This is a genomic window from Pseudotabrizicola sp. 4114 (genome assembly GCF_031457365.1).
In the GTDB taxonomy this organism is placed as follows: domain Bacteria; phylum Pseudomonadota; class Alphaproteobacteria; order Rhodobacterales; family Rhodobacteraceae; genus Pseudotabrizicola.
Map to the genome: position 1 here is coordinate 77,902 of NZ_JAVDWP010000006.1, position 15,395 is coordinate 93,296.

14 protein-coding genes are annotated in these 15,395 nt (G+C 64.1%); 3 read left to right on the forward strand and 11 right to left on the reverse strand.

Annotation, left to right across the window (positions count from 1 at the left end):
- Positions 1-82 precede the first annotated feature (82 nt).
- Positions 83-988, forward strand: a complete 906-nt coding sequence (locus J2X53_RS14825; protein ID WP_349038272.1) for a LysR family transcriptional regulator — start codon at positions 83-85, stop codon at positions 986-988.
- A 36-nt stretch (positions 989-1,024) separates the two neighbouring features.
- Here the strand turns inward: J2X53_RS14825 and J2X53_RS14830 are convergent, their stop codons facing one another.
- Genes J2X53_RS14830 through J2X53_RS14840 form a run of 3 tightly spaced genes read right to left on the reverse strand, consistent with a single transcriptional unit; the run spans position 1,025 to position 3,465 of the window.
- Positions 1,025-2,017 (reverse strand): OmpA family protein, encoded by a 993-nt coding sequence (locus J2X53_RS14830; RefSeq protein WP_349038273.1) that lies wholly within the window; start codon positions 2,015-2,017, stop codon positions 1,025-1,027.
- 21 nt (positions 2,018-2,038) lie between these two features.
- On the reverse strand, positions 2,039-2,749 hold the full coding sequence (locus tag J2X53_RS14835) for a GNAT family N-acetyltransferase (protein ID WP_349038274.1): 711 nt from the start codon (positions 2,747-2,749) through the stop codon (positions 2,039-2,041).
- A complete protein-coding gene (locus J2X53_RS14840) occupies positions 2,746-3,465 on the reverse strand; it encodes a molybdopterin-binding protein (protein WP_349038275.1) in 720 nt (239 codons plus the stop codon). Before J2X53_RS14840 ends, J2X53_RS14835 begins: the two co-directional genes overlap by 4 nt.
- 137 nt (positions 3,466-3,602) lie before the next feature.
- Here J2X53_RS14840 and map point away from each other — a divergent pair, with 137 nt between their 5' ends.
- Positions 3,603-4,409, forward strand: coding sequence for a type I methionyl aminopeptidase (gene map, locus J2X53_RS14845; RefSeq protein ID WP_349038276.1), 807 nt, complete (start codon positions 3,603-3,605; stop codon positions 4,407-4,409).
- Between the two features lie 165 nt (positions 4,410-4,574).
- Here map and J2X53_RS14850 read toward each other — a convergent pair whose 3' ends face one another.
- The 6 genes from J2X53_RS14850 to mgrA all read right to left on the reverse strand — a co-directional run bounded on the left by J2X53_RS14850 (position 4,575) and on the right by mgrA (position 11,559).
- Entirely contained in the window at positions 4,575-5,675 is a 1,101-nt protein-coding gene (locus J2X53_RS14850; RefSeq protein WP_349038277.1) for a flagellar basal body P-ring protein FlgI, read from the reverse strand.
- The gene (locus tag J2X53_RS14855; RefSeq protein WP_349038278.1) at positions 5,672-6,676 is read right to left on the reverse strand and encodes a hypothetical protein; all 1,005 of its coding nucleotides are present in this window, start codon (positions 6,674-6,676) and stop codon (positions 5,672-5,674) included. Before J2X53_RS14855 ends, J2X53_RS14850 begins: the two co-directional genes overlap by 4 nt.
- Position 6,677: 1 nt before the next feature.
- On the reverse strand, positions 6,678-8,135 hold the full coding sequence (flgK, locus tag J2X53_RS14860; protein ID WP_349038279.1) for a flagellar hook-associated protein FlgK: 1,458 nt from the start codon (positions 8,133-8,135) through the stop codon (positions 6,678-6,680).
- A gap of 10 nt (positions 8,136-8,145) precedes the next feature.
- Complete coding sequence (locus J2X53_RS14865; protein WP_349038280.1) at positions 8,146-9,465, reverse strand: flagellar hook-basal body complex protein; 1,320 nt, start codon at positions 9,463-9,465, stop codon at positions 8,146-8,148.
- Between the two features lie 96 nt (positions 9,466-9,561).
- Positions 9,562-10,401, reverse strand: a complete 840-nt coding sequence (locus tag J2X53_RS14870; RefSeq protein ID WP_349038281.1) for a flagellar motor protein MotB — start codon at positions 10,399-10,401, stop codon at positions 9,562-9,564.
- Between the two features lie 129 nt (positions 10,402-10,530).
- Positions 10,531-11,559 carry an L-glyceraldehyde 3-phosphate reductase gene (gene mgrA / locus J2X53_RS14875; protein WP_349038282.1) on the reverse strand — a complete coding sequence of 343 codons (1,029 nt, stop codon included), beginning with the start codon at positions 11,557-11,559 and terminating at the stop codon, positions 10,531-10,533.
- 112 nt (positions 11,560-11,671) lie between these two features.
- On the opposite strand from mgrA, the gene J2X53_RS14880 reads away from it, so the two are divergent.
- On the forward strand, positions 11,672-12,559 hold the full coding sequence (locus J2X53_RS14880) for a YihY/virulence factor BrkB family protein (RefSeq protein ID WP_349038283.1): 888 nt from the start codon (positions 11,672-11,674) through the stop codon (positions 12,557-12,559).
- On the opposite strand, the gene J2X53_RS14885 is transcribed toward J2X53_RS14880, so the two are convergent.
- Positions 12,549-14,087, reverse strand: a complete 1,539-nt coding sequence (locus tag J2X53_RS14885; RefSeq protein WP_349038284.1) for a CRTAC1 family protein — start codon at positions 14,085-14,087, stop codon at positions 12,549-12,551. The genes J2X53_RS14880 and J2X53_RS14885 overlap by 11 nt on opposite strands.
- Positions 14,084-15,391, reverse strand: coding sequence for a vanadium-dependent haloperoxidase (locus J2X53_RS14890; RefSeq protein WP_349038285.1), 1,308 nt, complete (start codon positions 15,389-15,391; stop codon positions 14,084-14,086). Before J2X53_RS14890 ends, J2X53_RS14885 begins: the two co-directional genes overlap by 4 nt.
- Between the last annotated feature and the right edge of the window lie 4 nt (positions 15,392-15,395).

The following is a 15,395-nucleotide window of genomic DNA, read 5'->3' on the forward strand; positions in this document are numbered from 1 at the left end:
AACGCATCATTGCCGCGATCCTGCCCGAATTCGCGGTCAATAACGGCTGAGAAACCCATATAGCTGCCAGCTGGGGAACAAAATGGACCGACTTACTGAGATGGAAGCCTTTGCCATGGTCGTGGACCAGGGCGGCTTTACCGATGCGGCGAAAAAGATGGGGATATCGAAATCCGCCGTCTCGAAGCACGTCTCGGCGCTGGAGGCGCGTCTGGGGGCGCGCCTTTTGAACCGCACCACCCGCCGCGTCTCGCCGACCGAGATCGGGCTGGCCTATTACGACCGCGCCCGCCGCGTGCTGAACGACGCGGGCGAAGCGGATGCGCTGGTGACCTCGATGCAATCGGCGCCCTCGGGCCTGCTGCGGATCTCGGTGGCTACCGATTTCGGGGTGAACCTTCTGTCGCCCATTCTGGGCGATTTCCTGCTCGAATATCCCGACATCACCGTCAACATGGTGCTGAACAACCGCTATGTAGAGCTGATCAGTGAAGGCTTCGACATGGCGGTCCGCGTGGGTGAGCTGGAAGACAGCAGCTTGCGCGCCCGCAAACTGACCGACACCACCAAGCGCATGATTGCCTCGCCCAGCTATTTCCAGCGCTACGGCCGCCCGATAAAAATCGACGATCTGAACGAGCACAAGCTGTTGCACTATTCCAATCAGGCCAATGGCAATGTGTGGAAAATCACCGCGCCGTCGGGCGAAAAGCGTCAGGTCCGCACCGCAGGCTGGCTGACGGTCAATGACGGACAATCCCTGCTCAATGCAGCGATTTCCGGCCTTGGTATCGCCTATCTCCCCAGCTTTCTTTATGCCGAAGCCATGAAAGACGGTCTGGTCGAAGAGGCGTTGCCGGGTCTGCCGACCGAAGTTCTGGGCATCTATGCCGTCTACCCGCCGGGCCGCTTTACCCAGCCCAAGGTGCGCGCCTTTATCGACTTTCTGGCCCGCCGCTATTCAGACAAAGGCCCGGACAAGTGGTAAGCCGCTGATCCGCAACACGATTTTGCCAGCGCTTCCTCAAGGCGTAAACTGGGTCGAGGTCACCATGACCTCGACCCGTCTGTTTTTCTCGCGCCCCGCGTCGTTCAGGTTGCTGGCGCGCGGCGACAGATAGCCCACGCCCTGCGCCTCGACCTGCGCCGCCGGAATGGCTTCGGTACGGATCAGATACTGCCGTACCGCATCGGCCCGTTTGCGTGACAGCGCAATATTGCCCTCCAGCCCGCCCGAGGCGTCTGTATGCCCGACCAGTGCCACGGTCAGCGCCGGGTTCTGCCGCAGCCATGTCGCCAATGCGGTCAGCGACCCGTACGTCCCCTCAGCCAGAGCGGATGAGCCCGAGGCAAAGACCAGATCCTCCAGTGCCACCGCCCCGCCTGACAGCAGCCGCGCGCCCAGATCCGCGGCCGGAGCCGTGGCACCATCGTCTGGCAGCACCGGCAGCGGCAAGGCGGCCAATGGGTTGGCAGGGGCGGTCATCGTGGACCCGCTCAGCAACGGCACCGCATTCCTTGCGCCGCCAACGTGGATCATTTGCACAAACCCCGCCGCCGCCGTCCGGCTGACGATCAGGCTCACCACCTCTGCGCCGCGTTCTGCGGCATAATAACGGAAATCGCCAAGATCGACATGCATCTCGGGCTCGGGCAAAATCACCGTGCCATAGCGGAAATCAAACCCGCCACAGGCGACGGCCTCGCATTCAAACACGGTCCTGAATCCATCCTCCTGCAGTTGCGCACGCAGCGGCATCAACAGCTCCAGCGTCGTCGCTCCGGGGGCGTCGATCCGCCATGCAGTCTGCTGCAACACCCCTTCCACCATGCGGGTGGGCAGGACCCCGTTGGCAAAACCACCGATGGGCAAGGCATATGAACTCAGGGTTTCCGTCTTGCCCTCGCTCGGCACGGCAGGAAACGGCATGTCAAGCGTCAGGGCTTGCGCCAGCCCTGCGGGTGCGACCAGCCACAGCGCGAGCGCTGCAAAAAGGGTTGTTCCGCTCCGTTTCACCTGCCGTGCGCCTCTTCGGGCTTATCGCTGCCGATAATGATACTGTCCCACAACCCCCATCCCAAGGGAAGCATAGAGGTTGCGCGCCGCCGTGTTCGCCACCGTCACCACCAAAGACAGCGTGTCGGCCCCGTTCTCTTGCGCCCAGGCCCCCGCCGCCCGCAAAATATTGTGCGCGGAACCCTGCCGACGGGCCGGGGGCCGCACCTCCAGCGCGTGCAGCATCGCGACACCCTGATGGATCGCCACAAAAGCCACGCCGGTCGGCTGGTCCTGTGCCCGCCCCAGAATGGCACATTTTGGGGTGCAGGCCCGCTGCATCACCGCCACCCGCGCTGCGCCGATCCCACCTTCGGCCCAGATCTCACTACAGATCGCCAGCGGCGGCCAATGGGCAAAAGCCGCCATCGGCGGGGCAGGCGGATCGGCCAGCGCTGACGCTGGTGCGACATAGGCCACCACCGGATCCACCACCCGGTAGCCGCGCGATTGCAGCGCCTGATCCAGCAGATCGTCCCCCTGCCGGATCAGAAACAGCGGCCCCTGATCCAGCGCGGCCATGGCCGCCTCGGCCTGCGGGATGTCCTCGTCGCGCCACTCCGGTCCGGCAGTCGCGGCGCTGACCCGTTTGCCGCCGCCTTGCCCGTCACGGATACACCAAGGCCCGACCGCAAAGGCCCGCGCCGGGGGCCAGGTCCGCTCCATCACCTCGGCCAGAGTGTCCGGCGTCATCCGAACAGCGCCGCCAGCCGGGTCATTGCCCGGCCGATCTGCCCGGCATCGGTGCCCCGGATCACCAGATTGGTGCCATGCGCGCCGTTCTGGATGAACGGATACGACCCCATGCTCAGATCAGGAAACTCCGCCGCCAGTGCGCCAAACGGCCCCGCCACCTCGCCCTCGCCCCGGTTGACCCGCAGGGATTGGCTCAGCAACGGCTCCCCCCCGGTCAGGGATGGTAGCACACTGGCGACCATCGCCTGAAAGATATTCGGCACCCCCGCCATCACATGCACATTGCCAAGGCTGAACCCCGGCGCAGTGCTGACCGGGTTGTCGATCAGCACTGCGCCATCCGGGATCCGCGCCATCCGCTTGCGTGCGTCGTTGAACTCCAGCCCCGAACGGTCGTAATGCGCCGCAAGCAGTGCCATCGCATCGGCCCGGTGCGTGATCCCCACCTCAAAAGCCGCCGCAATCGCATCGGCAGTGATGTCATCATGCGTCGGCCCGATGCCGCCGCTGGTGAAAACATGATCATACTGCGCCCGCAGCGCATTGACTGCCGCGATGATCACCGCATGCTCATCGGCGACCACCCGCACCTCCATCAGCCGGATGCCATGCCGGGTCAGCTCGCCCGCCAGATAATACATGTTCGAATCGCGCGTCCGCCCCGACAGGATTTCATCGCCGATCACCAGCATCGCTGCAGTTGGATTTGCCATCGCCGCTTTCCTTTTGTTAACCCTGACCGGGTATAGACCGCGCCTGCACGGTTTCAATCCATGGTCTGCGGTCTTGTGCCCCTCTGGTCAAGCCGTGCCGATTTGCCTATTCAGGCAAAAGACAAAGGATATCGGACATGAACGACACGCGCGGGCGCATCACAAAAGACGGAATCCGGATCTATGAACCGGCTGATTTTGCCGGCATGCGCGCGGCCGGGCGGGTCGCGGCCGAGATTCTGGACGCGGTGGCGGCTCTGGTCCAGCCGGGGGCGACCACGGCCGAGATTGACGATTTTATCCGCGAAGACATCGAACGGCGCGGCGTCACATCGGCCACCATCGGCTACAAGGGCTATCAGCACGCATCCTGCATTTCGGTCAACCATGTGGTCTGCCACGGCATTCCGGGGGCCAAAGTGCTGGCGGATGGCGATATCCTCAACATCGACGTCACGGTGATCGTCGATGGCTGGTTTGGCGACACCAGCCGGATGTATGTGGCCGGAAATCTGCCGCGCAAGGCTGAGCGCCTGATTGACGTGACCCACGAAGGGCTGATGCGCGGCGTCGCAGCGGTGATGCCGGGCAACACCTTTGGCGACATCGGCCATGCGATTCAGGCCTATGTCGAGGCGAACCGCATGTCGGTGGTGCGCGATTTCTGCGGCCACGGTCTGGGCCGCGTCTTCCATGCGCCGCCCAACGTGCTGCACTACGGCCGCCCGGGTGGCGGCGCAGTGCTGGAGGAGGGGATGTTCTTTACCATCGAGCCGATGGTCAATCTGGGCCGCCCCGAGACCAAGGTTCTGGCCGATGACTGGACGGCGGTGACCCGCGACAAATCCCTCTCGGCGCAGTTCGAACATTCGGTCGGGGTCACCGCAACGGGGTGTGAGATATTTACCCTCTCCCCCGCGAACCGCTTTCACCCGACCAGCTGAAGGCCCCCACCCGGGAGCCAGCTGACCCGATCGCCAAGCAATCCGAGCGCCGTCTGATCTGCTCCACCGCACCGAAGTGCGAAGGGGCAGACGTGCAAGCCGGAAGACCGCGGCGCACAGGCCAGAGACCCAGAGCAAAGCGAACAGCCAGCGCATCACCACCCCCTAATTCACCACGAAATCCGCATGCAAGGCGCCCGCTGCCTTTATGCTCTTCAGAATGTCGATCATGTCATGCGGCGCGACACCCAGCGCATTCAGCCCGGCCACCAGTTCCGACAGGGAAGTCCCGCCTGACACCTCCGCCAGCCCGGTGCCGGGGTCGCGGTTTATATTGGCATTGGTCCGCGGCACCACCATGGTTTCGCCTTCGGCAAAGGGGTTGGGCTGCACCACCATCGGGGCTTCCTCGACGCGCAGGGTCAGGTTGCCCTGCGCCACAGCAACCCGGCTGATCCGCACATCCTGACCGATCACAATTGTACCAGAGCGTTGGTCGACCACCACCCGCGCCCGAGTTTCGGGTGCGATGGTCAGGTTCTCGATCCGCCCGATCACATGTGCGGGCGAGCGCATGCCTGCGGCCCCGACATTCAGCTCTACCGTGCCGGAATCAAGCATCATTGCAATCCTCTTGCCAAATTCCCGGTTCAGAACCGTCTCAATCCGGGAGGCAGTGGTGAAATCGGGGCTGCGCAGCGCCAGCCGCACCGACTGCAGCGTGGTGAAGTCAAAGTCTATCTCCCGCTCCACCCGCGCGCCGGAGGGGATCACCCCCGCTGTCGGGACACCCTGCACCACCCGCGCCGCCTCTCCCTCGGCCGAGATGCCGCCGGCAATGATCGTGCCCTGCGCCACCGCATAGATTTGACCATCGGCGCCGTTGAGCGGGGTCATCACCAACGTTCCCCCCAGCAGGCTTTTTGAATCGCCGATGGCCGAGACCGTCACGTCAATGCGCCCGCCCGCGCGGGCAAAGGGCGGCAGACTGGCGGTCACAAAGACCGCCGCCACATTCTTGGGGCGATACGCCTCTCCGGCGACATTCACGCCCAGCCGTTCCAGCAGGTTCGACATGATTTCTTCGGTAAAAGGGGCGTTGCGGATGCCGTCGCCGGTGCCATTCAGCCCGACGACAAGCCCGTACCCCACCAGATCATTGCCGCGCACGCCGTCAAATTCGACCAGATCTTTCAGCCGCACCTCATCAGCCAGAGCCGGTCCACAGCACCACACGAACAGCAGCACCACCAACTGGCGGATCATCGCAGGAAATCCGTCAGCGACAGCCGCGACAACCGTGCCGTGATGGCAAATACCGTCTCCAGATTGGTCTGTACCGCCTCCATCTCCATCGCCAGCCGCTCCGGATCGCTGCGGATCATATCGGCCTGAGCCATTTCGTGTGCCAGCAGGTCCGTTGCGTTGCGGCTTTGCGCCGCCTCGATCCGTCCTTCGCTGATCCCCAGTCGCGCCGAAAGATTGGTAAGCGCGTCCTGCCCGGCCATCAGCGCCTCGGCCGACAGACGGGCCAGCGCCTTGCCCTCGCTGACCGGCAAGGGCGAGGTGATGTCGCTGATCAGCGCGGCTGCGGTCAGGCCTTTCAGCGTGGCGCGCAAGGCCGGATCTTCGGCGGTCACCCCCAGCCAGACCCGGTCGGTTGCCGATACAGCCACATTCTCCAGCGGTACCCCGCCCTGATACGCAACGGCCCGGTAGCCTGCGGGGGCGTCAAACCAGGCGGAAATGCGGGTCATCGCCTCCTGCGCCGTGGTTGCGCCAACAAGTTCTGTGCGCAGCGCGGCCATCAAAGGCTCTGCCCCGATCACAGCCGGGCTGTGGACCGCCTGCCCGGAAAACAGCGACCTGCCCCCCACCGAGGTGTTCAATGTGGCCAGCACCGAATCCAGCCGGCTACGCGCATCTACCCCGGTCAGCGCGATCTGATCCGTCAGATCCAGCTGAGAAGCGGTAAGCAGCGGGGTGACCAGTGATTGGGTCGCGCCAGCGATTGCGGCAAGTGCCGATTGCGTGGCGGCGGCCTGGGTCGCCGCCTCCCGTGCGCCGGATTGAAAGCCGGTGGTGACAGAACGGGCGCGCGACACCGATGTCAGCTGCGACAGATCACCAGAAAGTGCGGCGCCGATGTCTGCCACCCGACCCGAGCTCAGCTCCTGTGTGATCCTGCCCACCTCGCCTTTGAGACGGGAGGTCTGCGCTTTCAGCAGAAACGATTGGGCCAGATCGCCCAGGGAAACCAAAGTCATGTTACATTCCCAGCAGAATTTGGATCATGTCATCCGCGGTCTGAAAAACCTTGGCGTTCGCGGCATAGGCCTGTTCAATCAACAGCAGGTTCTGCATTTCCTCGTCAGTATCGACGCCGGCGCGCAACAGCTCTGCCCGCAGGGCATCGCTGCGCGCTGCCGCAAAAGCCGTGCCAGCCTCAGCCCCCAGCCGCCGGACCGATTGGGCCGAGGCGATTTCCGAGGCAAAGCCGGACAGGCTGCGGGCACCCGGCGACAGCCCGCCGGAGGCCTGCAGGCGGACCGCGCTCAGCGACCCGGCAAGCGCCGTCAGCCGTTCGGAAAATCCGCCTGGCCCGGCCACAGCCGCGCCCAGACCGTCGCGCAGCCGCCACAGCGCTCCCCCCGCCTCAGGCACCACCAGAACGTTCAGCTGAATGCGCCCCGCCAATCCCACCTCGTCCAGCGGATCAAGGGCCATTCCCTGATCGGTGAACAGACCCGGTGCGCCGGGTGCGCGGGTCGGGTCGACGGCGGGGGCCGAGACACGCTCGATCAGGTCGCGCGCGAGCGCATCCAGATTGGCCTGTGCTTCAGGTACCAGCGCATCGCGCAGTTCGAACAGCGCCGATAACCGCCCCTCGCCCAGACGCCCGCCCGCAGGCGCGGTGCTGAGCGGCTGGCCGTTGACCGTCAGGCCAGACAGGCTGCCGGCCGCCAGCGACATATCGGGCGTGATCAGCCCGGTCGGGGTGAAGCCGAACTGAACCGGCCGCCCCTCCAGCAGGCTGGTGCCGCCCGCGGTGTACAGCGCGATCTGATCATGTTCGCGCGCAATCTCGCGCACCGGGATGATCGCCGCAATCGAGTCGACCATCTGCTGACGCTGGTCCATCAGCGCGGTCGCATCGCGCCCGGTCGAGGCAAAGGCCCGGATCCTGGTGTTCAGCTCTGCCACCCCCGTCAGGGCATCGTTGAGCAGCCTTGCGTCACCCGCAATTTTCGTATCCGCAGCCTGTCGTTCCGTCTGAATCAGGGTAGAGATTTCTCCCATACTCTGGGTCAGACTGCGCGCTGCATCGACGACGGTGGCAAGACGGGCATCCGCTTCGGGCCGGGCGGCCGCCTCGATCACCGTCCGTTCGAATGTGGCGATCCGGGCAGACAGGGACCCGGCCTGATCGGCGGTGCCCAGTGCCGTTTCCATCCGCGCCAGAAAATCAGAGGTTGTGGCGCGGCCGCCTTGACTGGCCGAAGCCAGCCGCAGATCCTGCAGCAGCAGGGTGTCGATCTGGCGGGTGACGCCGGTGACGGCGACACCCACACCGGTCTTGCCCAGACTGCGGGCGGACAGCTGCAGCTCGCGCCGCGCATAGCCTTCGGTCAGGGCGTTCGACACGTTGGAGGCCGTAACCTCGGCCATCCGTGATGCGGCGCTGAGACCGGAAAAGGCCGAAGACAGCGCGGAGGAGATGCTCATGATTCAGACCTCAGCGTTTGATATTTGTGGTTTCCTGCAACATCTCGTCGACCGTCTGGATCACCTTGGCGTTTGAAGAATAGGCTCGCTGCGTGGTGATCAGCGCGGTCAGTTCCGCTGCGACATCGGTGGCTGACACTTCGCGGGAAAAGCCTGCCACGCTGCCGGTCGGCCCGTCGCCTGCGTTCCACAAGAAGAATGCGCCCGACTGCGGCGAGACCTGAAAGGTCTGGTTGTTCATCGGGGTCAAGCCGTTGAGATTGGGCACATCAACCAGCGGGATCTGAAAGATCCTGCGGACGAAACCGGTGTCGTAGGTGGCCAGAATATAGCCGTTTTCATCAACCTCCACCCCGGTCAGACTGCCGACAGGCGACCCGTCCTTGGTGATACCGGTCGGGACGAAAGTGTCGGCCAGCTGGGTCAGCCCGCCCGGCTCGCCCGGCCTGCCGATGGACAAGGTGATCGGGCCGCCGGCAACGGTCAGGGCCACGTTGCCATTGGCCGCGTTATAAGCCCCGCCCGAAACGGTTGTAACGGTGGCCAATGTCCCGCCCGCGCCCCGCGTCTCGTCGAATTCCAGCGTGTATTCCCCCACCACCGCCCCGGCGGATGCGCTGTCGCGGATCACCATTGTCCAGGTGTTGGACGCCGCCGTTGCCGGGGCCACCGGCACGGTCGGGGCAAAGGTGATGTCAAGTTTTTCTGCGGTGCCAAGGTTGCTGTAATACTCAACGGGCAGCGGAATGGGGGCCCCGGCTGCGCCGACATTGGTGTCGGTCGCAGGCAGGTTGACGCCCAGACTGACCATTGTGGTCGGGTCGGCTGCGGTCTGATTGGCGTTGATGATGACCGGTTGCAGCCCGGCCATCGAATCGCGCGGAAACGTCGGGATTTCGCCGCGGATATTCGCAGGCCAGCCCAGCAGCACCAGCCCGGATTCAGTGCGCACGACCCCCGATTCATCCATACGGAATGATCCGGTCGTGGTCATGATCATTGGCTGCGTGCCCATCGCACCCTCGCCCATGCGGACCGACGGCATGACCGGCAGCATGCCGCGGCCTGAAACCGCCATATCCAGCGCGTTCGAGGTGCCGATAATGCCGCCGCGTTCGTCAATCAGCCGGTAGCTGGCAGCACGGACGCCGCCAGCCGAGTATTTTCCCGCGCCACGGGCGTTGCTTATCACCATGCTTTCAAAATCGGCTGCGGCCCGTTTGTAGCCGTAAGTCGAAGAGTTTGCGATGTTGTCGGAGATGGTGGAAAGCTTGGTCGCATTCGCGTTCAAGCCCGCCACACCCGCATTCAACGAGGAAGAAATAGTCATCAATGCCGCCTTTCTACAGGTCGATGCCTCTATGTGCTCCGACCCTGCAGCATTGCGATTAACAGCCCGCTAACATCGACAATTTGAGGAAACCGGCTAGCGGTCGCGGCGCAGCAACGTCACCTCCAGCCGGTTGTTGCGGATCACCGAAGGGTCCGGCGTCAGCGGCTTGCGGTCGGCAAAGCCGGTCACGCGGGCAAAACGGTTGTCCTGCACCCCATGGCTGCGCAACAGTTTGCGCCCCGCCTGTGCGCGGTCCGCCGACAGGGGCCAGACCGGATTATCCTGCATCATCAACGGATAACTGCGCACATATCCGCCAATCGCCAGGTCATTTCGCGTGGCCAGCAGCACATCGGCCAGCACCTCTGACAGTTCGCGCAGGGTCTTGGTCGGGATGGCTGTTTCAGCCTCGAACAGTTGCGCCTGCTCCAGATCGAACAGCTCGATCACCAGCCCCTCGTCGGACACGCGGGTCACGACATGGCGCAGCAGGCGTTCCATCGTCATGCTTTCACCACTGCGTGCCAGCAGCGATTTCTGCACCTCGGCCAGCCGTTCCTCTTCGGCCTGGCGGGCGGCGGCTTCGGTTTGAGAATCACCGCGCGCCTGCCGGTCTGCCGTTGGTTTGACCGCAGCCGCCCCGGTGCCGTTCTGGGCCAGCGTGTTTTCGGTCATGACGGAATCGCCGCCAAAGGCCCCATCGCCGCCGCCCGAAACCCGGTTGATCGGGATCGTCGGACTGAAATAATCCGAAATCCCCTTGCGCTGTTTTTCCGTCGTCGCGTTCAGCAGCCACATCAGCATGAAGAAGGCCATCATGGCCGTCACGAAATCCGCATAGGCAACCTTCCACGCCCCACCGTGGTGGCCGCCGCCCTGGATTATCTTCTTCCGCTTGATGATGACTGGCGCGGCATTTGCTTGCCCTGCCATCACACACCCATGTTTCACACCCATCCCCGGTTTACACGGACGCGGTAAACCGGGGCTTAAAGACTGGTGTTTTAGGGGTTTTCAGGGACGGGGTGCCGCGGCAGCCCGACTGCTCTTGCCCGGCGCGCGTTACTCCGCCGAAGACTGGGCCCACAGGTTGATGTCTTCTTCGGTTGCCACCCGGTCGATGTCGGCCAGTTCTGCGGCCGTGAACTCCAGATTGCCGATGGCGCCGACGCAATCGACCACCTGTTCCGGCTTTGACGCACCGATCAGCGCGGTGGTGATCTTGCCCTCGCGCAGCACCCAGGCAATCGCCATCTGCGCCAGTGTCTGGCCCCGTGCCTGCGCAATGGCATCCAGCGCCTGCACGCTTTCGATGGCGCGCGGCGTGATCATGCCGGGGCGCAGGCTTTTGCCCTGCGTGGCGCGGCTGCCCTCGGGGATGCCGCGCAGATATTTTTTCGTCAAGATCCCTTGCGCCAAGGGGGTAAAGGCAATGGACCCGATGCCCAATTCGCCCAGCGTGTCCCGCAATCCATCCGTTTCTACCCAGCGGTTCAACAGGTTATAGCTTGGCTGGTGGATGACACACGGCGTTCCCAGTGATTTCAGAATCGCTGCAGCTTCGCGGGTTTTCGCGCTGGAATAGCTGGAGATGCCGACATACAGCGCCCGGCCAGAGCGCACGATATGGTCCAGCGCGCCCATGGTTTCTTCCAGTGGCGTGTCGGGATCAAAGCGGTGGGAATAGAATATATCCACGTAATCCAGCCCCATCCGCTTCAGGCTCTGGTCGCAAGACGCGATCAGGTTTTTCCGGCTGCCCCATTCGCCGTAAGGCCCCTGCCACATCAGATACCCGGCCTTGGAGCTGATGATCAGCTCGTCGCGGTGCCCGGCAAAATCGGTACGCAAAATCTCGCCAAAGGCCTCTTCGGCGCTGCCGGGGGGAGGGCCGTAGTTGTTGGCCAGATCAAAATGCGTGATGCCATGGTCGAACGCGGTGCGGCAGATGTCGCGTTTGGTCTGATGCGGCGTATCGTGGCCAAAATTGTGCCAAAGCCCAAGGCTGATCGCGGGCAGTTTCAGCCCCGACGCCCCGCAGCGGCGATAGGTCATGCGGGAATAGCGGTCGGGATGGGGGGTATAAGTCATGGAAAATCCTCCTGTTGGCGCTATCTTTTCACCGGAAAACGGGTTGTGCAAGGTGAACCCAAACCGGCACATGCACGTTGCACAGGGGCAGACAACGGGCATAGATGGGCACATGAAGCAGCGGCTACTGACAACCTACGATTTCGTTTCGGCTGTCTGGGGCCGGATAAATGACGGGCATTTCGGCCTGATTGCGGCTGGCGTGGCGTTTTATGCCATGTTTGCGGTGTTTCCCGGCCTTGCCGCCAGTGTTGCGATCTGGGGCCTGATGGCTGACCCCATGGTGATCGAGGAATACCTTGATGTGGGCGAACAGTTCCTGCCCACCGATGCAGCACTCCTGATCCATGATCAGGTGATGGGCCTGTTGGCCACGCCGCGCGCCACGCTGGGGTGGGCCACCTTTGTCTCGCTGATGATCGCGCTTTATTCGGCGCGCGCCGGGGTTTCGGCGCTGATCACGGGGCTGGATGTGGTCAACCGCGCCACGCCGCGTGGCTGGATCTGGGGCTGGGTGGTTGATATCGCGCTGACGCTGGCGTTGATTCTGGCGATCATTGTCGGGCTTGCCACCATCGTTGTGGTGCCGCTTGTGCTGAAATTCATCGACTTTGGCCCGGCAGAGGAATGGTTTCTGAGTATCCTGCCTTGGGTTGCGATGTTTGTGCTGGTGCTCAGCTGTCTGTCGATCCTGTATCACTTCGGCCCCAACCTGCCCTCGGGCAACGGGCGGCCATGGGTCTCTGCCGGTGTGCTGGTGGCGGCAGTGACATGGTCGGCGGTCAGCTTTGCCTTTTCCGCCTATCTGGCGAATTTCGACAGCTATAACCGGATTTATGGCTCTATTGGCGCGGTGGTGGCGCTGTTGATGTGGCTGTATCTGGGCGTGCTGGCGGTGTTGCTGGGTGGTGCGGTGAATGCCGAACTGACCGCGCCGCGCGACAAGACCCCTCCGTTGGCCAAAGACCCGATCACCAACGCCCCCACGGTCACGGACTGAGTGTTGTGGTCTGGTTGGCCTGAACCGCTGTCCACTCCGTCACCCGCCCGTCGGGCCAGATCACCCGCACTTCGGCCTGTTCTGCTGTCCCAAGCCCGAAATGCTGCGGCCCCCAGATGCCGCTGACATGGCCGCCGCCCGAGGTGATCTCGTGCCGTTGCAGATGATCGCCGGTCCGCACCTCGACCCAAGCCCCGATCCCGGTCGGGTTCGGCCCCGGCTGTGACAGTGCCACGCCCAGCCAGTTGCCCACCGGCCCGGAGTTGCGCCAGACCTGCAAAGGTGCGTTTCGGTTGACCACCACCAGATCAAGCGCGCCGTCGCCGTTCAGATCGACCACTGCGCCGCCCCTTGCGGCATGCGTGCTGGCGACGCCCGCCTCGTCTGCCGCCTCCACAAACACCCCATCGGCGCCCTGCAACAGCAGGTTGTTGGGGTCGGCCATGGCAAAATCCGGCATTTCCCAGACATTGCCCTTGGCCACAAACAGATCGGCCCGACCGTCGTTGTTCACATCGGCAAACTGCGCATGCCAGCCGGTAGACGGGCGCAGATCTTCGCCCATGAACGGGCGGTGCGCGGTGACACCTTTGGCCCAGGCCACATCGGTGTAATCGGGCAAGGCATCCGGGGCAGGGGTCACCAGCCGTTGCAGCTTGTTGTCCGCCATGCTGGTCAGGTAAAATTCCGGGTAGCCATCAGCATCCAGATCGGTGCTGGCAATCCCCATCCCCCAGATCCGCAGCCGTTTCCAGCCTTCGTCGGGCGTATACAGGCGCGGCGGCTGATCTGGCTCCAGATGCCACATCTGCTCCTGCCCGCCCTCGTAATACTCGCGGTCATTCGACACCCGCAGGGATTTGCGCCCCGAGCCATTCCAGTCGGTGAACAGCATCGACAGCGCGCAAAAGCTGGGTGTCAGGGGCAGGGGCGCGGCATATCCCGCCCCCGCAGGCCGGTGCAGCCAGTTGTCGGTGCAAGACCCCCAAGGGTAGGCCTCTTCGCGCTGGTTGATGTAATTGCCGATCGCCAGTGTCGGCAGGCTCTCCCCCGGCTCCCACATTGCGGCAAAGGCGGTGGACCACGCATCGCCACCGTCAAAGCCCCAATCCTCATTGGCGCGCTCGAAACGGCAGTCGCCCAGCCCGCGCATCACCACATTCTCCCCCACCCGCAGCAGCACCAGATCGGTGATCCCGTCGCTGTCGATGTCGATGGGGTAGGTGCCTGTCACCGCCTCGGTCTCGATCCCGCTCTCCACCGGGGCAAAGGCCAGTGCGCCGCCCGCCGTGCTTTGGTTCACGAACAAGGCTGCAGGCCCGGTGCCGCCCGACAGCGCCAGATCGGGCAAGGCATCGCCGTTGCAGTCAAACGCAGCCACCCCGCCGCCGACCATGTACTCCCACTCGCCGGTAAATTGGTGGCTCAGGCCCGAGGGAGTGGTTTCCTCGACAAACTGCGGCACGGTCTGCGCCGCAACCGGCGCGGCACACAGCACAAGGCCCAGCAGACGGATCATGCCCTTCATGCCAGCGTCCTCAACGCCACCGCATAGGCCCCGATGCAGCGCCCCTGCGTCAGCCCCTGCTCAATCGCCGCGCGGAAGTGTATTCCGCCATACAGCCGCGAAATCCCGGCCTCATTGGCGGCATCCCAGAAGCTGGCATAGGCCCGCCCGTCCAGCCCCTCACGCTCATGGGTGAAATCGTCATAGACGTAGCCGTCGCCGAATGCTGCTGTCAGAACGGTCGCCGCAGCCCCCGACACCGTGGAATGCCCCGAGGGATATTCCGGAAACGGCGGCGTGTTCAGCAGCGGTTTCCACGCGGGGTCGATCACCCGGTTGATATAGGTGACGGGGCGCAGCAGATTGTAGGTGGTCTTGGCCTGCCAGCAGCCGATGAACGCATCGGCCATCGCAACGCCCAACCGCGCCATCACATCGACGCTTGCCGCCAGCGGCAGCTGCCGCCGCGTGATCAGGTCATTGGCGACAAAAATCCAGTGCCCCGGCGGGGTGGACGACAGCATCGGGTCATCCGACCAGAACCGCGCGATCAGGTTCTGCTCCGGCGTCAGCGCTTTCGTCGCCGTATAAACCTCCATCGCCTCGGCATAAAACGCCGATGCGGGGTCTTCGCTGTACGCGGGTGGCGGGGGCAGGCTGCAGGTATTCCCCGCAGGCATCGCAAAGGGCCGAACAGTGCCCCAGTCGGGCAACAGCGGTGCCTGCTGCTGGCGCACCAGCGAGGTCGGCACCCAGGCCGCAGGGTCGGCGGGCGCGGCATAGCTTTCGGGAAAGCCCATGTTTCCGATCACCGCGCCGCCATCGCCATCGGCCCAGCCGCAGATATGCGTGGCAATCGCCAGCCCCAATGCACGGCTGCGCGCCGCCACATCTTCGGGCAAGCCCGCCGTCACCTGCTCATCCAGCTTGCGCCTCATCGTCGCCATCGCCCGCTGACCCGAAGGTCCGGTGTTGGCAAAGAAATGCGCGGTCCCCGCCGACAGCGCCGCCTGCAGCACCATTGCCGCATCATGCGCGCCATCGCCGGGGCGGGGCAGGGGAGCAAGCCCGTTCAACTGCCCCGCCAGCGAGGTCAGCGCCCCATCACAGGCCGCCACTGCCTCATACCCTGTCACCCCCAGATAGCCAAAGGCCCGCGCCGCAACCGGCGGCGAATAGGTCGCCGTATGCCGCACCAGTTGCAGGGTCAGCTTGGTCCAGTTGGTCAGAACCGGCACCGGGTCAGAGGCTGCCATCACCCGCCCCGGCATCAGGGCGGCGATTCCTGCCGCCGCCCCCAAGCCCAAAACCCTGCGCCGGTCCATCACA

Excerpts from the sequence above, each read along its gene's own strand:
- J2X53_RS14835 (WP_349038274.1), bottom strand. The coding sequence starts at position 2,749 with ATGACGCCGGACACTCTGGCCGAGGTGATGGAGCGGACCTGGCCCCCG.
- J2X53_RS14885 (WP_349038284.1), bottom strand. The coding sequence starts at position 14,087 with ATGAAGGGCATGATCCGTCTGCTGGGCCTTGTGCTGTGTGCCGCGCCG.
- J2X53_RS14865 (WP_349038280.1), bottom strand. The coding sequence starts at position 9,465 with ATGACTATTTCTTCCTCGTTGAATGCGGGTGTGGCGGGCTTGAACGCG.
- J2X53_RS14855 (WP_349038278.1), bottom strand. The coding sequence starts at position 6,676 with ATGACTTTGGTTTCCCTGGGCGATCTGGCCCAATCGTTTCTGCTGAAA.
- flgK (WP_349038279.1), bottom strand. The coding sequence starts at position 8,135 with ATGAGCATCTCCTCCGCGCTGTCTTCGGCCTTTTCCGGTCTCAGCGCC.
- J2X53_RS14880 (WP_349038283.1), top strand. The coding sequence starts at position 11,672 with ATGAAGCAGCGGCTACTGACAACCTACGATTTCGTTTCGGCTGTCTGG.
- map (WP_349038276.1), top strand. The coding sequence starts at position 3,603 with ATGAACGACACGCGCGGGCGCATCACAAAAGACGGAATCCGGATCTAT.
- J2X53_RS14825 (WP_349038272.1), top strand. The coding sequence starts at position 83 with ATGGACCGACTTACTGAGATGGAAGCCTTTGCCATGGTCGTGGACCAG.
- J2X53_RS14870 (WP_349038281.1), bottom strand. The coding sequence starts at position 10,401 with ATGGCAGGGCAAGCAAATGCCGCGCCAGTCATCATCAAGCGGAAGAAG.
- J2X53_RS14850 (WP_349038277.1), bottom strand. The coding sequence starts at position 5,675 with ATGATCCGCCAGTTGGTGGTGCTGCTGTTCGTGTGGTGCTGTGGACCG.
- J2X53_RS14840 (WP_349038275.1), bottom strand. The coding sequence starts at position 3,465 with ATGGCAAATCCAACTGCAGCGATGCTGGTGATCGGCGATGAAATCCTG.
- J2X53_RS14890 (WP_349038285.1), bottom strand. The coding sequence starts at position 15,391 with ATGGACCGGCGCAGGGTTTTGGGCTTGGGGGCGGCGGCAGGAATCGCC.
- mgrA (WP_349038282.1), bottom strand. The coding sequence starts at position 11,559 with ATGACTTATACCCCCCATCCCGACCGCTATTCCCGCATGACCTATCGC.